This is a genomic window from Luteibacter sp. P4_D7_3, from assembly GCF_056401735.1.
This window is the reverse complement of the sequence record NZ_JBFUIT010000071.1, coordinates 1-15,282: the sequence shown is the minus strand read 5'-3', so window position 1 is coordinate 15,282 and position 15,282 is coordinate 1. Positions and strand designations below refer to the sequence as shown.

The 15,282-nt window shown below is 65.2% G+C and carries 14 protein-coding genes and 1 pseudogene; 7 read left to right on the top strand and 8 right to left on the bottom strand.

The features are described 5' to 3' along the window. The 5 genes and pseudogenes from AC1DSN_RS09070 to AC1DSN_RS09050 all read right to left on the bottom strand — a co-directional run. A pseudogene (locus AC1DSN_RS09070) lies at positions 1 to 982 on the bottom strand (transcription-repair coupling factor); the annotation flags it as partial. A 68-nt stretch (positions 983 to 1,050) separates the two neighbouring features. Then, entirely contained in the window at positions 1,051 to 1,959 is a 909-nt protein-coding gene (locus AC1DSN_RS09065; RefSeq protein WP_477296635.1) for a cation diffusion facilitator family transporter, read from the bottom strand. A gap of 34 nt (positions 1,960 to 1,993) precedes the next feature. Further along, positions 1,994 to 2,500, bottom strand: a complete 507-nt coding sequence (locus AC1DSN_RS09060; protein WP_063572341.1) for a Slp family lipoprotein — start codon at positions 2,498 to 2,500, stop codon at positions 1,994 to 1,996. 28 nt (positions 2,501 to 2,528) lie between these two features. After that, positions 2,529 to 3,431, bottom strand: a complete 903-nt coding sequence (locus tag AC1DSN_RS09055; RefSeq protein WP_477296634.1) for a 23S rRNA (adenine(2030)-N(6))-methyltransferase RlmJ — start codon at positions 3,429 to 3,431, stop codon at positions 2,529 to 2,531. Between the two features lie 53 nt (positions 3,432 to 3,484). Then, complete coding sequence (locus tag AC1DSN_RS09050) at positions 3,485 to 4,120, bottom strand: NAD(P)-dependent oxidoreductase (protein ID WP_477296633.1); 636 nt, start codon at positions 4,118 to 4,120, stop codon at positions 3,485 to 3,487. Between the two features lie 118 nt (positions 4,121 to 4,238). Between AC1DSN_RS09050 and AC1DSN_RS09045 the strand changes: the two genes are divergently transcribed. Both AC1DSN_RS09045 and AC1DSN_RS09040 read left to right on the top strand, forming a co-directional pair. Continuing rightward, complete coding sequence (locus tag AC1DSN_RS09045) at positions 4,239 to 5,132, top strand: LysR family transcriptional regulator (RefSeq protein WP_477330385.1); 894 nt, start codon at positions 4,239 to 4,241, stop codon at positions 5,130 to 5,132. 118 nt (positions 5,133 to 5,250) lie between these two features. Next, complete coding sequence (locus AC1DSN_RS09040) at positions 5,251 to 6,204, top strand: NADP-dependent oxidoreductase (RefSeq protein ID WP_477330383.1); 954 nt, start codon at positions 5,251 to 5,253, stop codon at positions 6,202 to 6,204. Positions 6,205 to 6,219: 15 nt separating this feature from the next. Here AC1DSN_RS09040 and AC1DSN_RS09035 read toward each other — a convergent pair whose 3' ends face one another. Next, positions 6,220 to 6,753, bottom strand: coding sequence for a DUF6630 family protein (locus AC1DSN_RS09035; RefSeq protein ID WP_477330381.1), 534 nt, complete (start codon positions 6,751 to 6,753; stop codon positions 6,220 to 6,222). A 452-nt stretch (positions 6,754 to 7,205) separates the two neighbouring features. On the opposite strand from AC1DSN_RS09035, the gene AC1DSN_RS09030 reads away from it, so the two are divergent. The 3 genes from AC1DSN_RS09030 (at position 7,206) to AC1DSN_RS09020 (ending at position 12,576) form a co-directional block, all read left to right on the top strand. After that, positions 7,206 to 9,623, top strand: coding sequence for a TonB-dependent receptor plug domain-containing protein (locus AC1DSN_RS09030; RefSeq protein ID WP_477294159.1), 2,418 nt, complete (start codon positions 7,206 to 7,208; stop codon positions 9,621 to 9,623). Then, on the top strand, positions 9,623 to 11,821 hold the full coding sequence (locus AC1DSN_RS09025; protein ID WP_477330379.1) for a transferrin receptor-like dimerization domain-containing protein: 2,199 nt from the start codon (positions 9,623 to 9,625) through the stop codon (positions 11,819 to 11,821). The genes AC1DSN_RS09030 and AC1DSN_RS09025 overlap by 1 nt, the downstream gene beginning before the upstream one ends. A 65-nt stretch (positions 11,822 to 11,886) precedes the next feature. Then, positions 11,887 to 12,576 (top strand): DUF1345 domain-containing protein, encoded by a 690-nt coding sequence (locus AC1DSN_RS09020; protein WP_477294155.1) that lies wholly within the window; start codon positions 11,887 to 11,889, stop codon positions 12,574 to 12,576. A gap of 4 nt (positions 12,577 to 12,580) precedes the next feature. Here AC1DSN_RS09020 and AC1DSN_RS09015 read toward each other — a convergent pair whose 3' ends face one another. Next, the gene (locus tag AC1DSN_RS09015; RefSeq protein ID WP_477294153.1) at positions 12,581 to 13,513 is read right to left on the bottom strand and encodes a DMT family transporter; all 933 of its coding nucleotides are present in this window, start codon (positions 13,511 to 13,513) and stop codon (positions 12,581 to 12,583) included. Between the two features lie 143 nt (positions 13,514 to 13,656). Here AC1DSN_RS09015 and AC1DSN_RS09010 point away from each other — a divergent pair, with 143 nt between their 5' ends. Beyond that, positions 13,657 to 14,064, top strand: a complete 408-nt coding sequence (locus tag AC1DSN_RS09010) for a hypothetical protein (protein WP_477294151.1) — start codon at positions 13,657 to 13,659, stop codon at positions 14,062 to 14,064. A gap of 56 nt (positions 14,065 to 14,120) precedes the next feature. Here the strand turns inward: AC1DSN_RS09010 and AC1DSN_RS09005 are convergent, their stop codons facing one another. After that, positions 14,121 to 14,663 (bottom strand): ATP-binding cassette domain-containing protein, encoded by a 543-nt coding sequence (locus tag AC1DSN_RS09005; protein ID WP_477330377.1) that lies wholly within the window; start codon positions 14,661 to 14,663, stop codon positions 14,121 to 14,123. 21 nt (positions 14,664 to 14,684) lie between these two features. On the opposite strand from AC1DSN_RS09005, the gene AC1DSN_RS09000 reads away from it, so the two are divergent. Continuing rightward, positions 14,685 to 15,089, top strand: coding sequence for a hypothetical protein (locus tag AC1DSN_RS09000; RefSeq protein ID WP_477330375.1), 405 nt, complete (start codon positions 14,685 to 14,687; stop codon positions 15,087 to 15,089). Positions 15,090 to 15,282: the final 193 nt, after the last annotated feature.

Here is a 15,282-nt window from a genome sequence, read left to right as displayed (position 1 = left end):
GGTGTTCCGGGGGCAGATAGATCTCGGCGGGCGGCAGCACCGGGCGCTCGATATCGTGTGCGCGTTGGTCGTAGCGCTCGGATGTCTGCGTCCAGAATTGCTCGGCCGCGTCGAGTACCCCGTCACCGAGGACGAAGAGAGCGTCGCCGGAGATGTAATCGAACAGCGTTTCCGTCACCGGGAAGAACAGCGGCAGGTAGTACTCGATGCCGCCGGGCGTCACGCCTTCCTTCATGTCCTGGTAGAGGTTGCACCGGCGTATGTCGATGGGAAAGCGCTCGCGCAGGTTGGCGCGGAAGTTCTTCGCGGCCTCCTCGGTCACCGGGAATTCGCGCGCGGGGAGAAGGTCGACACTATCGACCTGCTGTTGAGAGCGCTGGGTCTCGGTGTCGAAGGTGCGGATCGATTCGACTTCGTCGTCGAACAGCTCGACGCGGTAGGGCTCGTTCGCGCCCATGGCGAAGATGTCGATCAGCGCGCCGCGCACGGCGAAATCGCCCGGCTCGCCCACCTGGGGCACGTTGCGGTAGCCGGCGGCTTCCAGGCGGCGCTGCTCGGCGCCGATGTCGAGCTTCTGACCCTTGCGCAGGACCAGGCCCGAGCCGGTGATGTGGGTGCGTGGCGCAATGCGCTGCATCAACGTCGCCACCGGCACCACCAGCACGCCGCGCTTGATGCTCGGCAGGCGGTAGAGCGTGGCGATGCGCTGGGAGACGACTTCCGGGTGAGGGCTGAAGACGTCGTAGGGCAGGGTTTCCCAGTCGGGGAAGTGCAGCACGGGCAGCTCGCCGGCGAACACGGCCAGCTCGCTTTCCAGGTTGTCCGCACTGCGCGTGTCACGGGCGACCACGACCAGCAGGCCGTCGTGCGCCCGGGCCGCTTCGGCCACCTCCAGCGCCCATGAGGAGCCATGGGGCACGGCCCAGTAGCGGCGGGTCTTGGCGTTGGGAGGGAGCGGCGGGCGGGGAAGCGCTACAGGCATGAAGTCGGCTTGTCAGCTGCGGGCAAGCCGATGATTGTACTACCCGGGGACGAAGGGGTTGTGTGGGCTCAGTCGGCGATGTCCGGCTCGAAGAAGCTCCAGCGCACGTCCTTGAATTCCGCCTTGAAGTCGGCCTCGACGATGTTGATTGCCTCGATCATGGCCTTCGCCGTGGGCGCGGGAGCCATTTTGGCCTTGGTAGCCACCATGACGTCCGTGCCCATCTGCAGGGTCAGCAGGTTGTAGACCGAGTCGATTTCGGGGCGTGCGGCGAGGAAGGCGATCATCTCGGCCCGGCGTTTGGGCTCGACGCCCTGGCCGATCAGCAGGGCTTTCACCTCGCGGGCCACGGCGACGGCCACGACGATGAGAAGCACGCCGATGGCGATGGTGCCGATGGCGTCGTAGACCAGGTTGCCCGTGAGAATGGTCGCCACCACGGCCAGCATGGCCAGGCACAGGCCGATCAGGGCCGCGAGGTCTTCACCGAAGATCACCAGCAGCTCGCTGGCGCGGGTCTCACGGAACCACTGCCACAGGCCGCGTCCTTCGCGGGCCTTGTTCACTTCCTGCATGCAGCCATGCATGGAAATGCCCTCGGTAACGATGGAGAAGGCGAGCACGCCAACGGCGAGCCAGGGCCACTTCAGCGGTTCGGGGTTCGTCAGCTTATGCACGCCCTCGTACAGCGAGAACATGCCGCCGACGCTGAACAGCAGGATCGCGACGAGGAAGGACCAGAAGTACAGCGCGCGGCCCCAACCCAGCGGATAGTCCGGCGAGGGCGGCTGCTTGGCCTGCTTCATGCCGAGCAGGAGCAGCCCCTGGTTGCCGCAGTCGGCCGCCGAATGGACCGCTTCCGCCAGCATGGCGCCGGACCCGGTGAACAGGGCGGCGACCAGTTTGGCGATGAAGATGGCGAAGTTGGCTCCGAGCGCGAGAAAAATGGCGCGCTTCGAATCGGCGTGTCCCGACATGTGGTTCCCTGTCCCGGTGATCGATCGAAAGATCTTACCGTATGACGCCGACACCCAGGCCAAAGCTCACATTGGGATGGCCGCCGGACATTTCCTTGGCCGTCCATACGTGGGACTGGTTCACCGTGACGAGCGGGAAGGTGTAGTTGGCCTGGCCCACATTGCTGGCGCGCGTACCGTTGATACGCCCCGACACGGTAACGAGGCCGCCAGCCGGGTAGTCGAGGCTTTCGACATACCCAGGCATGGCTGCGATGAAGCGACCGTTACCGGTGTCGTTGGATTGCGGACGCTGCGAGCCGTCGAGCGGATAGGCCAGGATCTCGATTTCGCTGTGATCGGCGAAGTTACTCACCTTCACGATGCGACCGCCCCAGATCACGTCGGACGTGCCGTAGCGTTCCGGTTCGCGTGCCACTTGGGCGGGTGGCACGGCGACGTTGTTCGCCGTGGGCTTGTAGATAGGCGCAGGTGCGCAGCCGGCGAGGGCCAGCGTGAGCAGGGCGGCAGGGACAGCTAGACGGACGACGGTCGGGCGCATGAGTCAGCTCCTGGCAGGTAGCTGAACTTTAGCGCCGACGGACTGAACGGGGTGAGTGCGGAGCGTGGGGAGGTTCTTCATCCTTCCCTTCCTCGACCAGCCAGGTCAGCCGGTATTCGGACTCGCCCGGCTTACCGAGCAGCTTCGGCAGCATCCGCAGCGAATCGCGGATGGTTTCATCGATTTTCCACGGCGCGTTGATGATGGCGATACCCGTGCCGTTGAGGGTCAGCGGTGAATTGTCCGGACGGAGCAGCAGCTCGGCGACCAGCACGCGCTTTGCGCCGCATTTGGTCAGCCAGCGGTGGAACGGCTGGACGTGGCTGCGCACCTTGATCGGGTACCACACGGCGTACATGCCGGTCGGCCATTTCTCGAGGGAGGCCTTGAGCGTCTTCTCGATGATGCGGAACTCGGCTTCCTGGGCTTCGAAGGGCGGGTCGATCAGCACGAGGCCGCGCTTTTCCTTCGGCGGGACGAAGGCCTTCAGGGCCTCGTAACCGTCGCGCTCATGCACGTGGATGCGTTTGTCGTGATGGAACAGCTGGCGCAGGGCGCTGGATTCGTCGTTGCGCGTGTCGACCATCTGGGCGGTGTCGGTGTCGCGCATGAGGTGCGCGGCAAACCAGGGCGAGCCGGGGTAATAGCGCAGCGAGTCGTCACCCGGATTGCACGCGCGCACGATTTCCAGCCATTTCCACAGCAGCGGCGGCAGGCCGCTGGCGGTTTTGAGGATGTTGACGCCTTCGTCGGCTTCACCGGTCTTGCGTGCCTCATTGCCGCGAAGGTCGTAGCGGCCGCTGCCGGCGTGAGTGTCGATGTAGCAGAACGGCGAGGCCTTCTGCTTCAGCGAGTCGATCAAGGCCACGAGCACCATGTGCTTGAGGACATCGGCAAAGTTGCCGGCATGGTACGCGTGGCGATAATTCATCCCGCCAGTATAGCGGGGCCCGCCCTGTGGAGCCTGCTTCTCATGGGAGCCGCTCAGTACGCGAAGGTCACCCGCTTCTTCGCCGCGTCACCCTTCTCGATCCGGTCCAGCACGCCAATCGCGAAATCCGCGATCGAAATCCGGCTATGGCCTTCCGCATTCACCAGCAGCTGCTCGCCGCCGACGCGGAAACTGCCCTTGCGCTCGCCCGGTGCGATCTCGGCGGCTGGGCTGATATAGGTCCAGTCGATAGGGGCTTTGCTGGCGCGGAAGACGGCCAACGCTTCGATCTGTGCATTGGCCGAGGCCTTCCAGGCTTCCGGAAAGCCTGGATCGTCGATGACGCGCACACCGGGGGCGGTTTCCAGGCTGCCGGCACCACCCACCCAGGCGAAGCGACGTACGCCGGCCTTCGACAGGGCGTCCAGCAGTAGCGCGGCCTGACGGGGCACGTTGGCCGGGTCGGCGTGGTCGTTGAGGCTGGCGATGGCGGCATCGTTGCCGGGCAGGACGCTGGCATACGAGGACGGCTGGGCGACATCGCCCTTCACCACGGTCAGGGCGTCGTGCTTTGTGGCGAGCTTCGCCGGGTCACGAACCACGGCGGTGACCTCGTGGCCCCGGTCGAGGGCCTCGTCGAGGATGACGCTGCCAAGGTTGCCGGTGGCGCCGAACAGGATGATCTTCATGGGCGGTAGGCCTGCTGCAGGGAAAGGATGAGGCAGAGGATGCGCCTAAGATCGTTCCGGAAATACGCCTGTTAGCGCGATTCATCGTAAAGTATGGCTTTACTATCGACCCGACCGCATGGCTGCCGACGTTAACCTCAATCGCCTGGGTGTCTTCGTTGCCCTGGTCCGCGCCGGCTCGTTCACCGCGGCGGCCCGGCAGCTAGGGACGACCAAGGCGATGGTCAGCCAGCACCTGGCCAGGCTCGAGGAGGAGCTCGGCGTGACCTTGCTGGTGCGCAGCACGAGGAAGATGTCGCTCACGGACGCAGGTGAGCGCTTCCACGAAGACTGCGCTCGCGTGATGGCCGATGCCGAATCCGCCATCGCCCGCCTCGGCGAGTGCCGGGATACGCCGATGGGGGTGCTACGCGTCGCCGCGGCGGGCGACCACGGTCCGGCCATCGTCGCGCCGGCGTTGGCGGCCTTTGCCGAGCGCTATCCCCAGGTGAGTGTGGAGCTCGTGGTCGGCGACGCCATGGTCGACCTCATCGCCGAGCGTTTCGACCTGTCCATCCGGTTGGGCTGGCTGCGCGATTCGAGCCTGCGTGCCGCGAAACTGGCCAGTTTTCGCCAGTGCCTGGTGGCCTCGCCGGCCTATCTCGCCAAACACGGCACGCCTGGCACGCCCGCCGCGCTGGCGAGTCATCGATGGATCGCCCTGACGATCCTCACCTCGCCCACACGTTGGACCTTCACCGACGAGGGTGGCGTCGAACATCCCGTGCAGATGCGCAGCGCCGCGAGCGCCAACACCACGCTGGCGGCGCATGGTTTCGTCGTCGCGGGCATGGGCGTGTCCGTGCTGCCGGATTACGTGGTGAACGAGGACCTGGCGGCAGGGCGGCTGGTGTCCCTGCTCCCCGATTTCACGCTCCCCGAAGGCGGCGTCCATGCGGTCTATCCTGGGCGCCAGCCTTCGGTAAAGGTGCGGGCGTTCATCGACCTTCTCCGCGAACGTCTCAGGGGCTGACCGCCACGGCAGGGGCGTACAAGCTCGCGGCCCGCTGGCATGAAACCCTCTTGCCATCAACCAGCGAGGTAGTCGCCATGCGAGTTGTTGTTAACGGTACCGGCAAGGGATTGACGCTGTGAAGGCGGCATGGATTTCCGATGCGGCAGGTGGCGACCTCTCGATTTGCGTGGGTGACACGGAGGCTCCCGCACACGCCGACGATCGGCTCCTGGTCAACGTGGACGCCGTGGGCCTGACCTTCGGTGAACCCCACTGGGTGACCAACGGCACCATGGCGCTACCGGATGGTTCGAAGCGCCCACTACCGGTGATCGTCGGGCACGAGTTCGCCGGTCACATCGCTCACGTCGGTCGTGCGACGAAGGGTTTCTCGGTCGGCGACCGCGTCGTCGGACTCATCGACTTCTGGCGTAACGGCGCGGCAGCGGAGCAGGCGAGCGTCCTGCCGGGCGAGATCACACAGCTGCCCGATGCGCTCTCCGCCGTCGAGGCCGCGACCCTGCCGATTGGTGCGCTCACGGCCTGGCAGGCGCTGTTCGATTTTGCAAAGTTGAAAGCGGGCGAGACCGTCCTGATCCATGGCGGTGCCGGCGCGGTCGGCACGTTCGCCATCCAGATTGCCAAGGGCATCGGGGCACGTGTGATCGCCACCGCGCGCGGCAGCGAAGCCACCGGCCTGTGCCGTGAACTGGGTGCGGACGTGACGATCGATACGACGACAGAGCGTTTCGAAAACGTCGCAGGCCCGGTCGATGTCGTCTTTGACACCGTGGGTCACGACCTGCTCGAGCGTAGCTGGCAGTACGTCAAGCCAGGTGCGCGTCTGGTCACCATCTCGGGCGAAGCCGAGGATGCGCCGTCGCCGGAACGGGCGCAAAAGCTCGGCATCGAAGCCTTCTGGTTCATCGTCAAGCCCGATCCCGCGCAGCTCGCGGAGATCGTGCGCTGGGTCGCGGACGGACGCATCGTCGTGCAGGTGGATCGCGCCTACCGTCTCGACGAAGCACGGCAGGCGTTTCTCGAAGCGGACTCGCGGGCGAAGCGCGGCAAGACGGTGCTCACCGTGTAATCGCCACGTGGCGGGTCAGCTCATCTGGTCGCCGCGACGAAGGTTGATGTGCAGTGCCGTGGCGACGACCAGCATCGACTCGTCGTCGCTCGAGGAGGTGATCCAGCCGGCGGAAACATCGTCGTCCGCCTCGCGCGACCACAGGGTGTAGCCGTGCGGCTTGAGCTGATCGTAGGCGCGGTTGAAGATTTCAGCGGCGTCGATGTCCTCGTGATACTCGTCGTCGTCCGGGTCGCCGYCCCAGTCCATGCTGACGTCGTGGAAGCGTGACACCAGCTCCTGGAGCGCTTCGACCAGCGCGCGGGTGTCATCCGCATCCACTTCGAAGCTGGCGCGCCAGTCCGTTACCTGGCCGACCAGGCGAATGGGATCGTCGTCGCCCTGGTCCTCGACTTCGTTGCGATAGTCGCTGAACTGCTTCTTGGCGGCTTCTTCGTCGCCGGGGTTGATCATCAGAAGCAGCTGCCAGACGTGTTTTTCGACCGTGTCCTCGCTGTCGTCATCGTCGTAGTCGCGTTCTTCGTAGGATTCGTCGTCGTAGGAATTCATGGGGATTGGCCTGTGGGTCTGCGGACGAATGATCGCATTAATGGCGAGCGGAAGCGGCCATGGGGCGAATGGACGGCCATTCAGCGCAGTTGACAAACGTGCGACGCAGTGCAACAAATAACCCTCCAAGCCCTCTGCCAGGCGATCTACTCACCAGTGAACGCACTCAACCACAGCGCAAAGACCTCCCCGATGACGCTTGCGGCCATGCCGCACGGTTCGGTGGATTGCGCGTGTTGTTGTTGTCGACTGGCCTGAGTTTCGGCCCCGCGTCCGGCGTTTGACGCCCTGACGTAGCCACCGCGGCCCGCCCGCGGTTCTTCTCCCTCCCTCGTTCTTTCCGGTCATGCCCGATCGGCGTCGTGTTGCGCGTCGCCGGGGCGAGGCCGTCTTCCCACACCCGGCGCCCAGAGGCGTCGGCGTTCTGCATCGTCCCCAGGGGAACCACGTCCATGTTCGCTCTCGCTCCACGCCGCCGCACCCCGTTATTCGTCGCCGTCTCGCTGGTCCTCGCCGCCTCCGCGGCACCGGTCCTGGCACAGGACGCCGGTCCCGCCGATAAGCCCGAGCCTCCGAAGACCAGCCAACTGGATACCGTCATCGTCACCGGCACCCGCAGCACGGAACGCACCGTTTCCAGCTCGCTGCAGCCGATCGACGTGATCACGCCACAGCAGTTACAGCAGAGTGGCGCTACGCAGCTCACGGCCGCGCTCGCGCGACTGGTGCCCTCGCTGAGCTTTCCGCAGCCGACGACGATCAGTGGCGCGGAAGTGGCGCGCCCGGTGACCTTGCGTGGCCTCAGCCCGGATCAGGTCCTGGTGTTGATCGACGGTAAACGCCAGCACAGCGGCGCCTTCCTCAACCTCGGTGGCGCGATCGGTCGCGGATCGAATCCGGTGGACCTCAACGCCATCCCGATCTCGGCGATCGAGCGGATCGAGGTGCTTCGCGATGGCCAGTCGGCGCGTTATGGCTCCGACGCGATCGGCGGCGTGATCAACGTGATCCTGAAAAAGGGCGGGGAGGGTGGGCAGGTCACGGCAAAGTTCGGTGGCTATGACGCCGGCGATGGTCTGCAGCGACAGCTCAGCGCGGATACCGGATTCAAGATCGGTGACAAGGGCTCGATCCATGTCGCCATCGACACCCAGAACAACGACTACACCAATCGTGCCGGTCCCGATCAGACGCCCGCTGCCAAGGGCACGACGTACAACCAGAAGGTTTACCGCCTCGGCGATCCGGGCGTGCAGTCGAACAAGGTGTCCTTGACCGGCCAGTACGAATTCAGCAAGGCGGCCGAGGTGTACTTCGAAGCGCTGTACCGCCGTGATCGCGATGAAACCGCGAGCTTGTACCGGCATCGCGGCGATTCCACCAACGTGCCGTCGATTTACCCCGAAGGTTACCTACCGGTGAGCATCCCCATCGTCAACGACACGACCCTCACGGCCGGACTTCGTGGCGAACTCGGCGACGGATGGCATTACGACGTATCGGCGAGCCATGGTTCCAACGAATACGACCAGCGCAGCCATTCGATCAACGCCGACTGGTACAAGGCCTTCGGCTATACGCCGTTCTTCATCCAGGGTGCCGATTACAAGACCAACCAGCAGGTCGGCAATGTCGATATCAGCAAGGAGTTCTCGCCGTCGTGGCTGGCCAACCCAGTCAGTGTGTCGTTCGGTGTGGAATACCTGCGCCAGGCGTACAAAGTGACGCCGGGTGATGCCGTCTCGCAGTACGGTGCAAACGGTGGCATCACCGGTGATCTGCAGGGCAACTGGCAGCGCCACGACGTATCCGAATACATCGATCTCGAAACCAATATCACCGACCGTTTCGCACTGTCGCTGGCCGGTCGTCACGAGCAGTACAGCGACTTCGGTGGCACGACCTCCGGCTCGCTTTCCGGTCGCTTCGACTTCACACCCCGCGTTGCCTTGCGTGGCAGCATCGGTACCGGTTTCCGCGCGCCGACCCTGGTGCAGCAGCACTATGCCGACATTTCGCAGCAGCTGCAGGACCTCGGCCACGGCCAGGTGCTGGTGCAGTCGGGTACCTTCCCGGTGGACGCCCCGGCGGCAAGCCTGCTCGGCGCCGAGAAGCTCAAGCCGGAGAAATCGCGTAGCGCGACGCTCGGGCTGGTTCTCGAGCCGCTGACCGGCTGGAACGTGAGCGTCGATGCGTACTGGATCAAGATCACCAATCGCATCAACCTGTCGTCGAACATTCCGGTCAATACGCCGGCGGTCAATGCTTACCTCGTTGCCAACGGTGTCGACGCGAACTACCAGTCCATCCGTTACTTCACCAACGCCGTGGACACGCGGACCCGCGGCCTGGACTTCGTCAGCCAGTATGCCTTCGATTTCTCCAACGGCGATCGCCTGAACACCACCGTGAGTTGGGCGTACAACGAGAACGAGGTAACGAAGGTGAAGCCGAACCCGGCGATCCTCGACGAACTGGGTGTCGCGGTGCAGCGTGTGGAACGCCGCGAAAGGCTCGGCCTGCTCGGCGACACCAATCCCCGGACCAAACTGGATGTGGGCTTCGATTACCTGCATGGGCGTTGGGCAGGTCACGCTAACGTGCAGCGTTACGGCAACTACACCGTGTACAGCAACAGCGGCCCCGCGCTCGATCAGGACTTCAACCATCGCTGGACGCTGGATCTGTCGGCCGACTACAACCTGGACAACTGGACGTTCAGTGCCGGCGCGGACAACGCGTTCAATGCGAAGCCGGAGCAGGTCAAATACGCCAACTCGACCAACGGCAATTTCAAGTACAGCCTCTTTTCACCGCTCAGCTGGAACGGACGCTACTACTATGCCAGCGTGACCTACCGGTGGAAGTGATGACGATGAGAGTGCTGCTACCCGCCTTGCTGCTGACGATCGCCGCAGCGGTCCCGGCGCAGACGGCCGTGCCTGCCGCGCAAAGTGAACTCGAGCAGCGCGTGGATGCTTCGATCGCCACCGCGGACCTCGACGGCTGGCTGAGGCGCCTGACGTCGGCACCCAACCAGGTCGGCTCGCCACACGACAAGGAGAACGCCGACTTTATCGCCGCCAGCCTGCGCAATTGGGGTTGGCAGGTCGCGGTGGAGCAGACGCGGGTCCTCGTCGCGTATCCGACAGTGCAAAAGCTCTCCCTGCTGGGTACCGACAACTACGCCGCCGACTTCTCCGAGCCGGCGATTGAGGGTGACAAGGACACCGCCACGCGGGACGGCGTACTGCCCGGCATGGAGGCCTACAGTGCGGACGGCTCCGTGGATGCGCCGCTGATCTTCGTCAACGAAGGTCTGTCGAAGGATTACGACGAGCTCGCCAGGGCGGGACAGTCTGTCGAGGGCAAGGTGGTGCTGGTCAAGTCCACCGGCGCCGGCCGCTGGGTAAAGCCACGGCTCGCACAGCAGCACGGGGCTGTCGGCGTGGTGATCTATTCCGACCCGGACGCGGACGGCTTCACCAAGGGCGATGTCTACCCCGAAGGCGCGTGGCGTACACCGTACACCCTGCAACGCGGCACGCTCGGCATCGACAGCGTGCTCGACGCGAAGAGTGCGAGCACCTTCCAGGCAAGCAGGCATACGGACGACCTGCATCTTCCGGTCGTCACCATTGGCTATGGTGACGCGGAGCACTTCCTTCGCGCGCTCGGCGGTTCTGCCGTACCGAATCGTTGGCAGGGCGGCCTGCCGCTGACGTACCACGTGGGCGGCGATGCGAAGGTCCATCTTGAAGTGCGTTCGCCCTGGGAGTGGCGCACGCTTTACAACGTGATCGGCACGTTGCGAGGCAGTGAGTTCCCTGACGAGTGGGTGATCCGCGGTGTGCATCACGACGCCTGGGTGTTTGGCGCCTGGGATCCGCTGGCGGGCACCACGGCCTTGCTCGCCGAGTCCCGGGCGATCGGCGAGCAGGCAAAGGCCGGGCATCGGCCGCGACGCACGCTGGTCTTCGCCAGCTGGGACGGGGAGGAGCTCGGCATCCTCGGCTCCAGGGCGTGGACGGATCGCCATGCGGCGGAGCTCGCCCACAAGGCGGTGTTCTATCTCAACAACGACACCACGGGCAGAGGATTTCTCGCCACGGCGGGCGATCCGTCGTTGGCGAGCCTCGTGGACGGTGTCGCCGGAGACCTTCGCGATCCGGAAACCGGCGCCACGGTGCAGGCGCGTCGTCTGGCCAAACGTGCCGTGGACGCAGCGGAGAAGGGCAAGGATGTGGAGGGCCCCATCGTGCCGCAGCGCCTCGGTACGGGATCGGACTACCTGCCATTTGCCCATCGGCTTGGCGTGCCGTCGCTGCATGTGCGGTATGGCTACGACCGTGACGGCGACGACGAGAACGTGCCCATCTACCACTCGCTGTATGACACCTACACGCATTACCAGCGCTTCGGCGATCCGGGGCTGACTTACGTGAACCTGCTGGCGCGAACGAATGCGCGGCTGGTGCTGCGGGTCGCCAACGCGGATGTGTTGCCCTGGCGCTATACCGCGTTTGCGCTATCGCTTGGCAAGGACATCGATCGTCTTGCCACGGGTGCGGCAGCTGAGCATCGCGAGGCGGTGCGGAAAAACGCACTGCTGGACCACGATGCCTACCGCCTGGCAGCCGTGGCGTACCGTCATGAGCAGCCACCCTCGAAGCTCGACGATGCCTGGCAGGACATCGATCTCGGACCGTTGCACGACGCCCAACGGGACTTCCTGACCACGGCCGAAGGTTACGATCAGGCGGCCTCGTCGGCAGACAAGCTCACCGCGAAGCAGGTGATTGCCGTGAACAAGGCTATCCGCGACATCGCACCGGCTTTCCTGCAGGCCTCGGGTCTGCCCCAGCGTCCGTGGTACCGACACCTTCTCCAGGCCCCCGGACGTAGGGGAGGCGAGGACGCGGCGCCGCTGCCGGGTATCGGTGACGCCATCGAAGCGCGGGCGTGGGAGCAGGCGAGGGAGGAGGTGCGCCTGACGACGGCGGCGACACGCCGGGCCACCGCGCTGCTGAAGCAGGCCACGCAGATCCTGGTCACCAGCCAGCCGTGACGTACGAACTTACGATCACATCAGCTCCGCTATAGTCCCGCCACCTGAACCGGCGGAGTGGTGGCATGAGCGATGAATCCCAGCAGCCAGCGGCAGCCCATCGCCGGAAGAAAGGCTGGGGCCCGATCCGCTACGCGCGTTCGCGGCCACGGCTGGTCATCGGTGCCGCGATTGCCGTCGTTGCCGCCGCGGGACTGGAATTCACCGGGCTGCAGCGCAGTGTCGCGCTGCTGCTCGGGTTCGACATCGGTGCGCTGGCGTACCTCTTGATGATCCTGCGCATCTTCCTCGGAGCAACCCAAGCCACGATGCACCGGCAGGCGCGCATGCAGGACTCCGGCCGCTGGACCACCCTGCTCAGCGGCGTCGCGCTGTCGGCCATCGTGCTCATCGCGGTCACCACCGAACTCAATTCGGGCAGCAAGGGCGGCGCCTTCGCGATCGCCGTGGCGGCGACGACGATCATCCTGTCGTGGATGTTCATGAATACCCTGTTCGCCTTGCACTACGCCCACGGCTATTACGGTGACTTCGGGGAGAAGCACAAAGGACTGGATTTTCCGGGTGACGAAGATCCCGACTACTGGGACTTCGCGTACTTCTCGTTCACCATCGGCATGACCTTCCAGGTCTCCGACGTGCAGATCACCACGCGCTATCTGCGCCGCATCGGCCTGATGCATAGTGCGATCGCATTCTTCTTCAACGTCTTCATCATTGCCATCAGCGTGAACATCGCCGCGGGCAAGGCCTGATTCGTCACTCCCCCTGCGGCCGGTGGACGCGCACGCAAAGCAACACGCTGGTCACCAGAGCGGCCACGGCGAGTAGCTCGACGGGCGTCGGTAGCCGTCGTTCCCAGAGAAACCCGTAGAGCAGCGCGAACAGGGTCTCGAACAGGATCATCTGCCCGACCAGGGTGAGCGGCAGCAGGCGGCTCATCCGGTTCCATAGACCATTGCCCAGGATCGACGCGAACACGGCGATGCCGGTGCTGATGCCCGCGAAGCGAAGCCATGCCTGGCCGTCGTGCACGGCGGTGTCGGTGAGAAGAGCGGCGGGAACAAGCAACAGGGCCAGTGCCCCGGTCACCACGCCCGTGAGCAGGTTCCAGTCATGGGCGGAGACTTGGTCCAGCCGCCCAAGCCAGTGTGCGTTGTAAACCGCGTAAGCGGTCCAGGCGGCGAGGGCACCGATGGCGCACAGCAGTCCCGCCAACCGGTGGGACTGAACCTGGGTGTGCGATCCCGCCATCGCCTGCCAGGCGATGCAGCCGATGGCCAGGGCGCTGAGCCACAGCGACGGAGCCAGCCGGCGCAAGGGGACGGCCCCTGCCGCGCGGCTACCGACCAGGGTGACCGCGACAGGCAGGAAGCCGATCACCAGCGATGTCATCGCCACCCCTCCCCACTGCACGGCACTGGCCAGGAGCACGTAATAGACGATGTTGCCCAGCAGGCTCAGGCCGACCAGTCCGCGCCAGTGAACGGCCCGAAGCCAGGTACGCAGGGGCCGCCACCGGGGCACGAGCAGGCCGGCCGAGATCAGGCCATAGACCAGGTAGCGTCCCGCCGCCAGCTGCAGGGCGGTGAAATCCCGGGCCAGCTCGGGCGCCAGGAAAACCAGCCCCCAGAGCGCGCCGGCGGCCACGCCGAAGCCAATGCCCAGTCCCAGGCGGGTGCGTTCTTCCAAGGATGACTCCAGCGAAAACGGCAAGGATGGCGAGTTTACTGCCCAAATTTCTTATTGACGCGACGCCGCAAACGCGGTGTCCTTCGTTTAGCCGTCCATTCGGCGCGGTCCGTCCTGGGGCCGGGTAACAAGGGGGAACACCTATGTGTACGAAATTGATTGGTCGGGCGACGACATTCGCCCTGGTTATGGCCCTGGCTGCGGGTCCTGCTGCCGCTCGTTCAGCGGATGAGACCCCGCCGGATACGCTCTGCACCGTTATCGGTACCGCGGCCCGCTATATCGGCACCACGGTCACCGTGCGTGGCGTGGCGTCGTCCGCCGGCAAGGTCACGACGCTCTCCGACGCGGAATGCAAGGGCAGCGTGAGCCTCTCCATCGACGACAGCGACACGCGCAAGCGCGACATCAACTCGTTCAAGCGTGCCGTGGCATCGAACGGCGCCCAGGCCACCGCGACGATCTCGGGTCGCTTCCGCTCGACCGACGACGCGAAATCGCCCTACGCGATCGACGTGTACAGCGTTCGCGACGTCGTCAACGTCCAGTAACCCGGCAGCGAGCCCGCCGGGATCACGGGTTCCCCCGCCGTCGATAACGACGGCGGTCACCACGGTGTACGCGTCCATCCTGTCGCCGTCGCTTGGATCCGTTCGGTCAGGCCGATCCGCTCCAGGAACGCTTCGTCGTGTGATGCGACGACCAGCGCGCCCTCATACGTGCGTAGCGTGTCCTCGAGCGCCCGGAGCGATGGAAGGTCGAGATGATTGCCTGGCTCGTCGAGCAACAGCAATCGCGCGGGTGGGGCGGCGTAGATGGCCATCGCCAGTCCCGCCGCCAGGCGCTGCCCACCGCTGAGCTTGCCGGAGGGCAAGGCCGACGCGAGACCATCGATGCCCAGCTGTGCGAGGCGGGTGCGAATCTCGCTTTCAGGCAACGCGGCGTTCGCGGCACGCAGCAGTTCGACGGCGGATACATCGGCATCGACATCGAACAGTTGCTGGTCGAGATAGGCGACCGGCGCCCACGCCTGTCTGTGTCCCTCGGCAGGGGCCAGTTTTCCCGCCAGGGTCCGCAGCAGCGTGGACTTGCCCGACCCGTTCGGGCCGACCAGGCCGATGCGCTGGCCGGCGGTGATCGATACGTTCACCTGCTCCCTGGGTTCCCCAAGATGGGCGAGTCGTACGGCATCGAGACTGGCGACGCGGAAGGGACCCGGGGCGCCCCGCGCGGCGATACGGAGAACGGGCGTCGCGCGATCGTCCACGCGCCGTGCGGCGTCCTGCACGCGTTCGCTCAGCACCGCACGCTCGTGCTCCTGTCGTTCGCGCAGGCGTCCCGCCGTGACCTCGCTGCGTTCCTTGCGCCTGCCCAGCAGGATGGGCGCCTGGTTGGCGTCGCGCGCTCCACGGTCGCCGCGTGCCTCGCGGCGTTCGGCACGTTCGCGTTGATCGCGCAGGTTGCGCTCCTCGCGGCGGCGTTCGGCCTTGCGTTGGTCGAGCTAACGTTCGGCATCGGCTCGTTCTTCCTCGCTGCGCTTGGCGTAGAGGTCATAGTTGCCGCCATAGGAGCGTAAGCCTGAGGACGACAGCTCGACGATGCGTTCCATGTGTCGTAACAGGGCCTGATCGTGACTGACGACGATCAACCCGTTCGTCCAGTGTTCGAGCCGATCGATGAGCAAGCGGCGCGCGTCACCATCGAGGTGATTGCTTGGTTCGTCGAGGATCAGGAAATCCGCTTCGCTGATCAGAGCGCCGGCGAAGGCG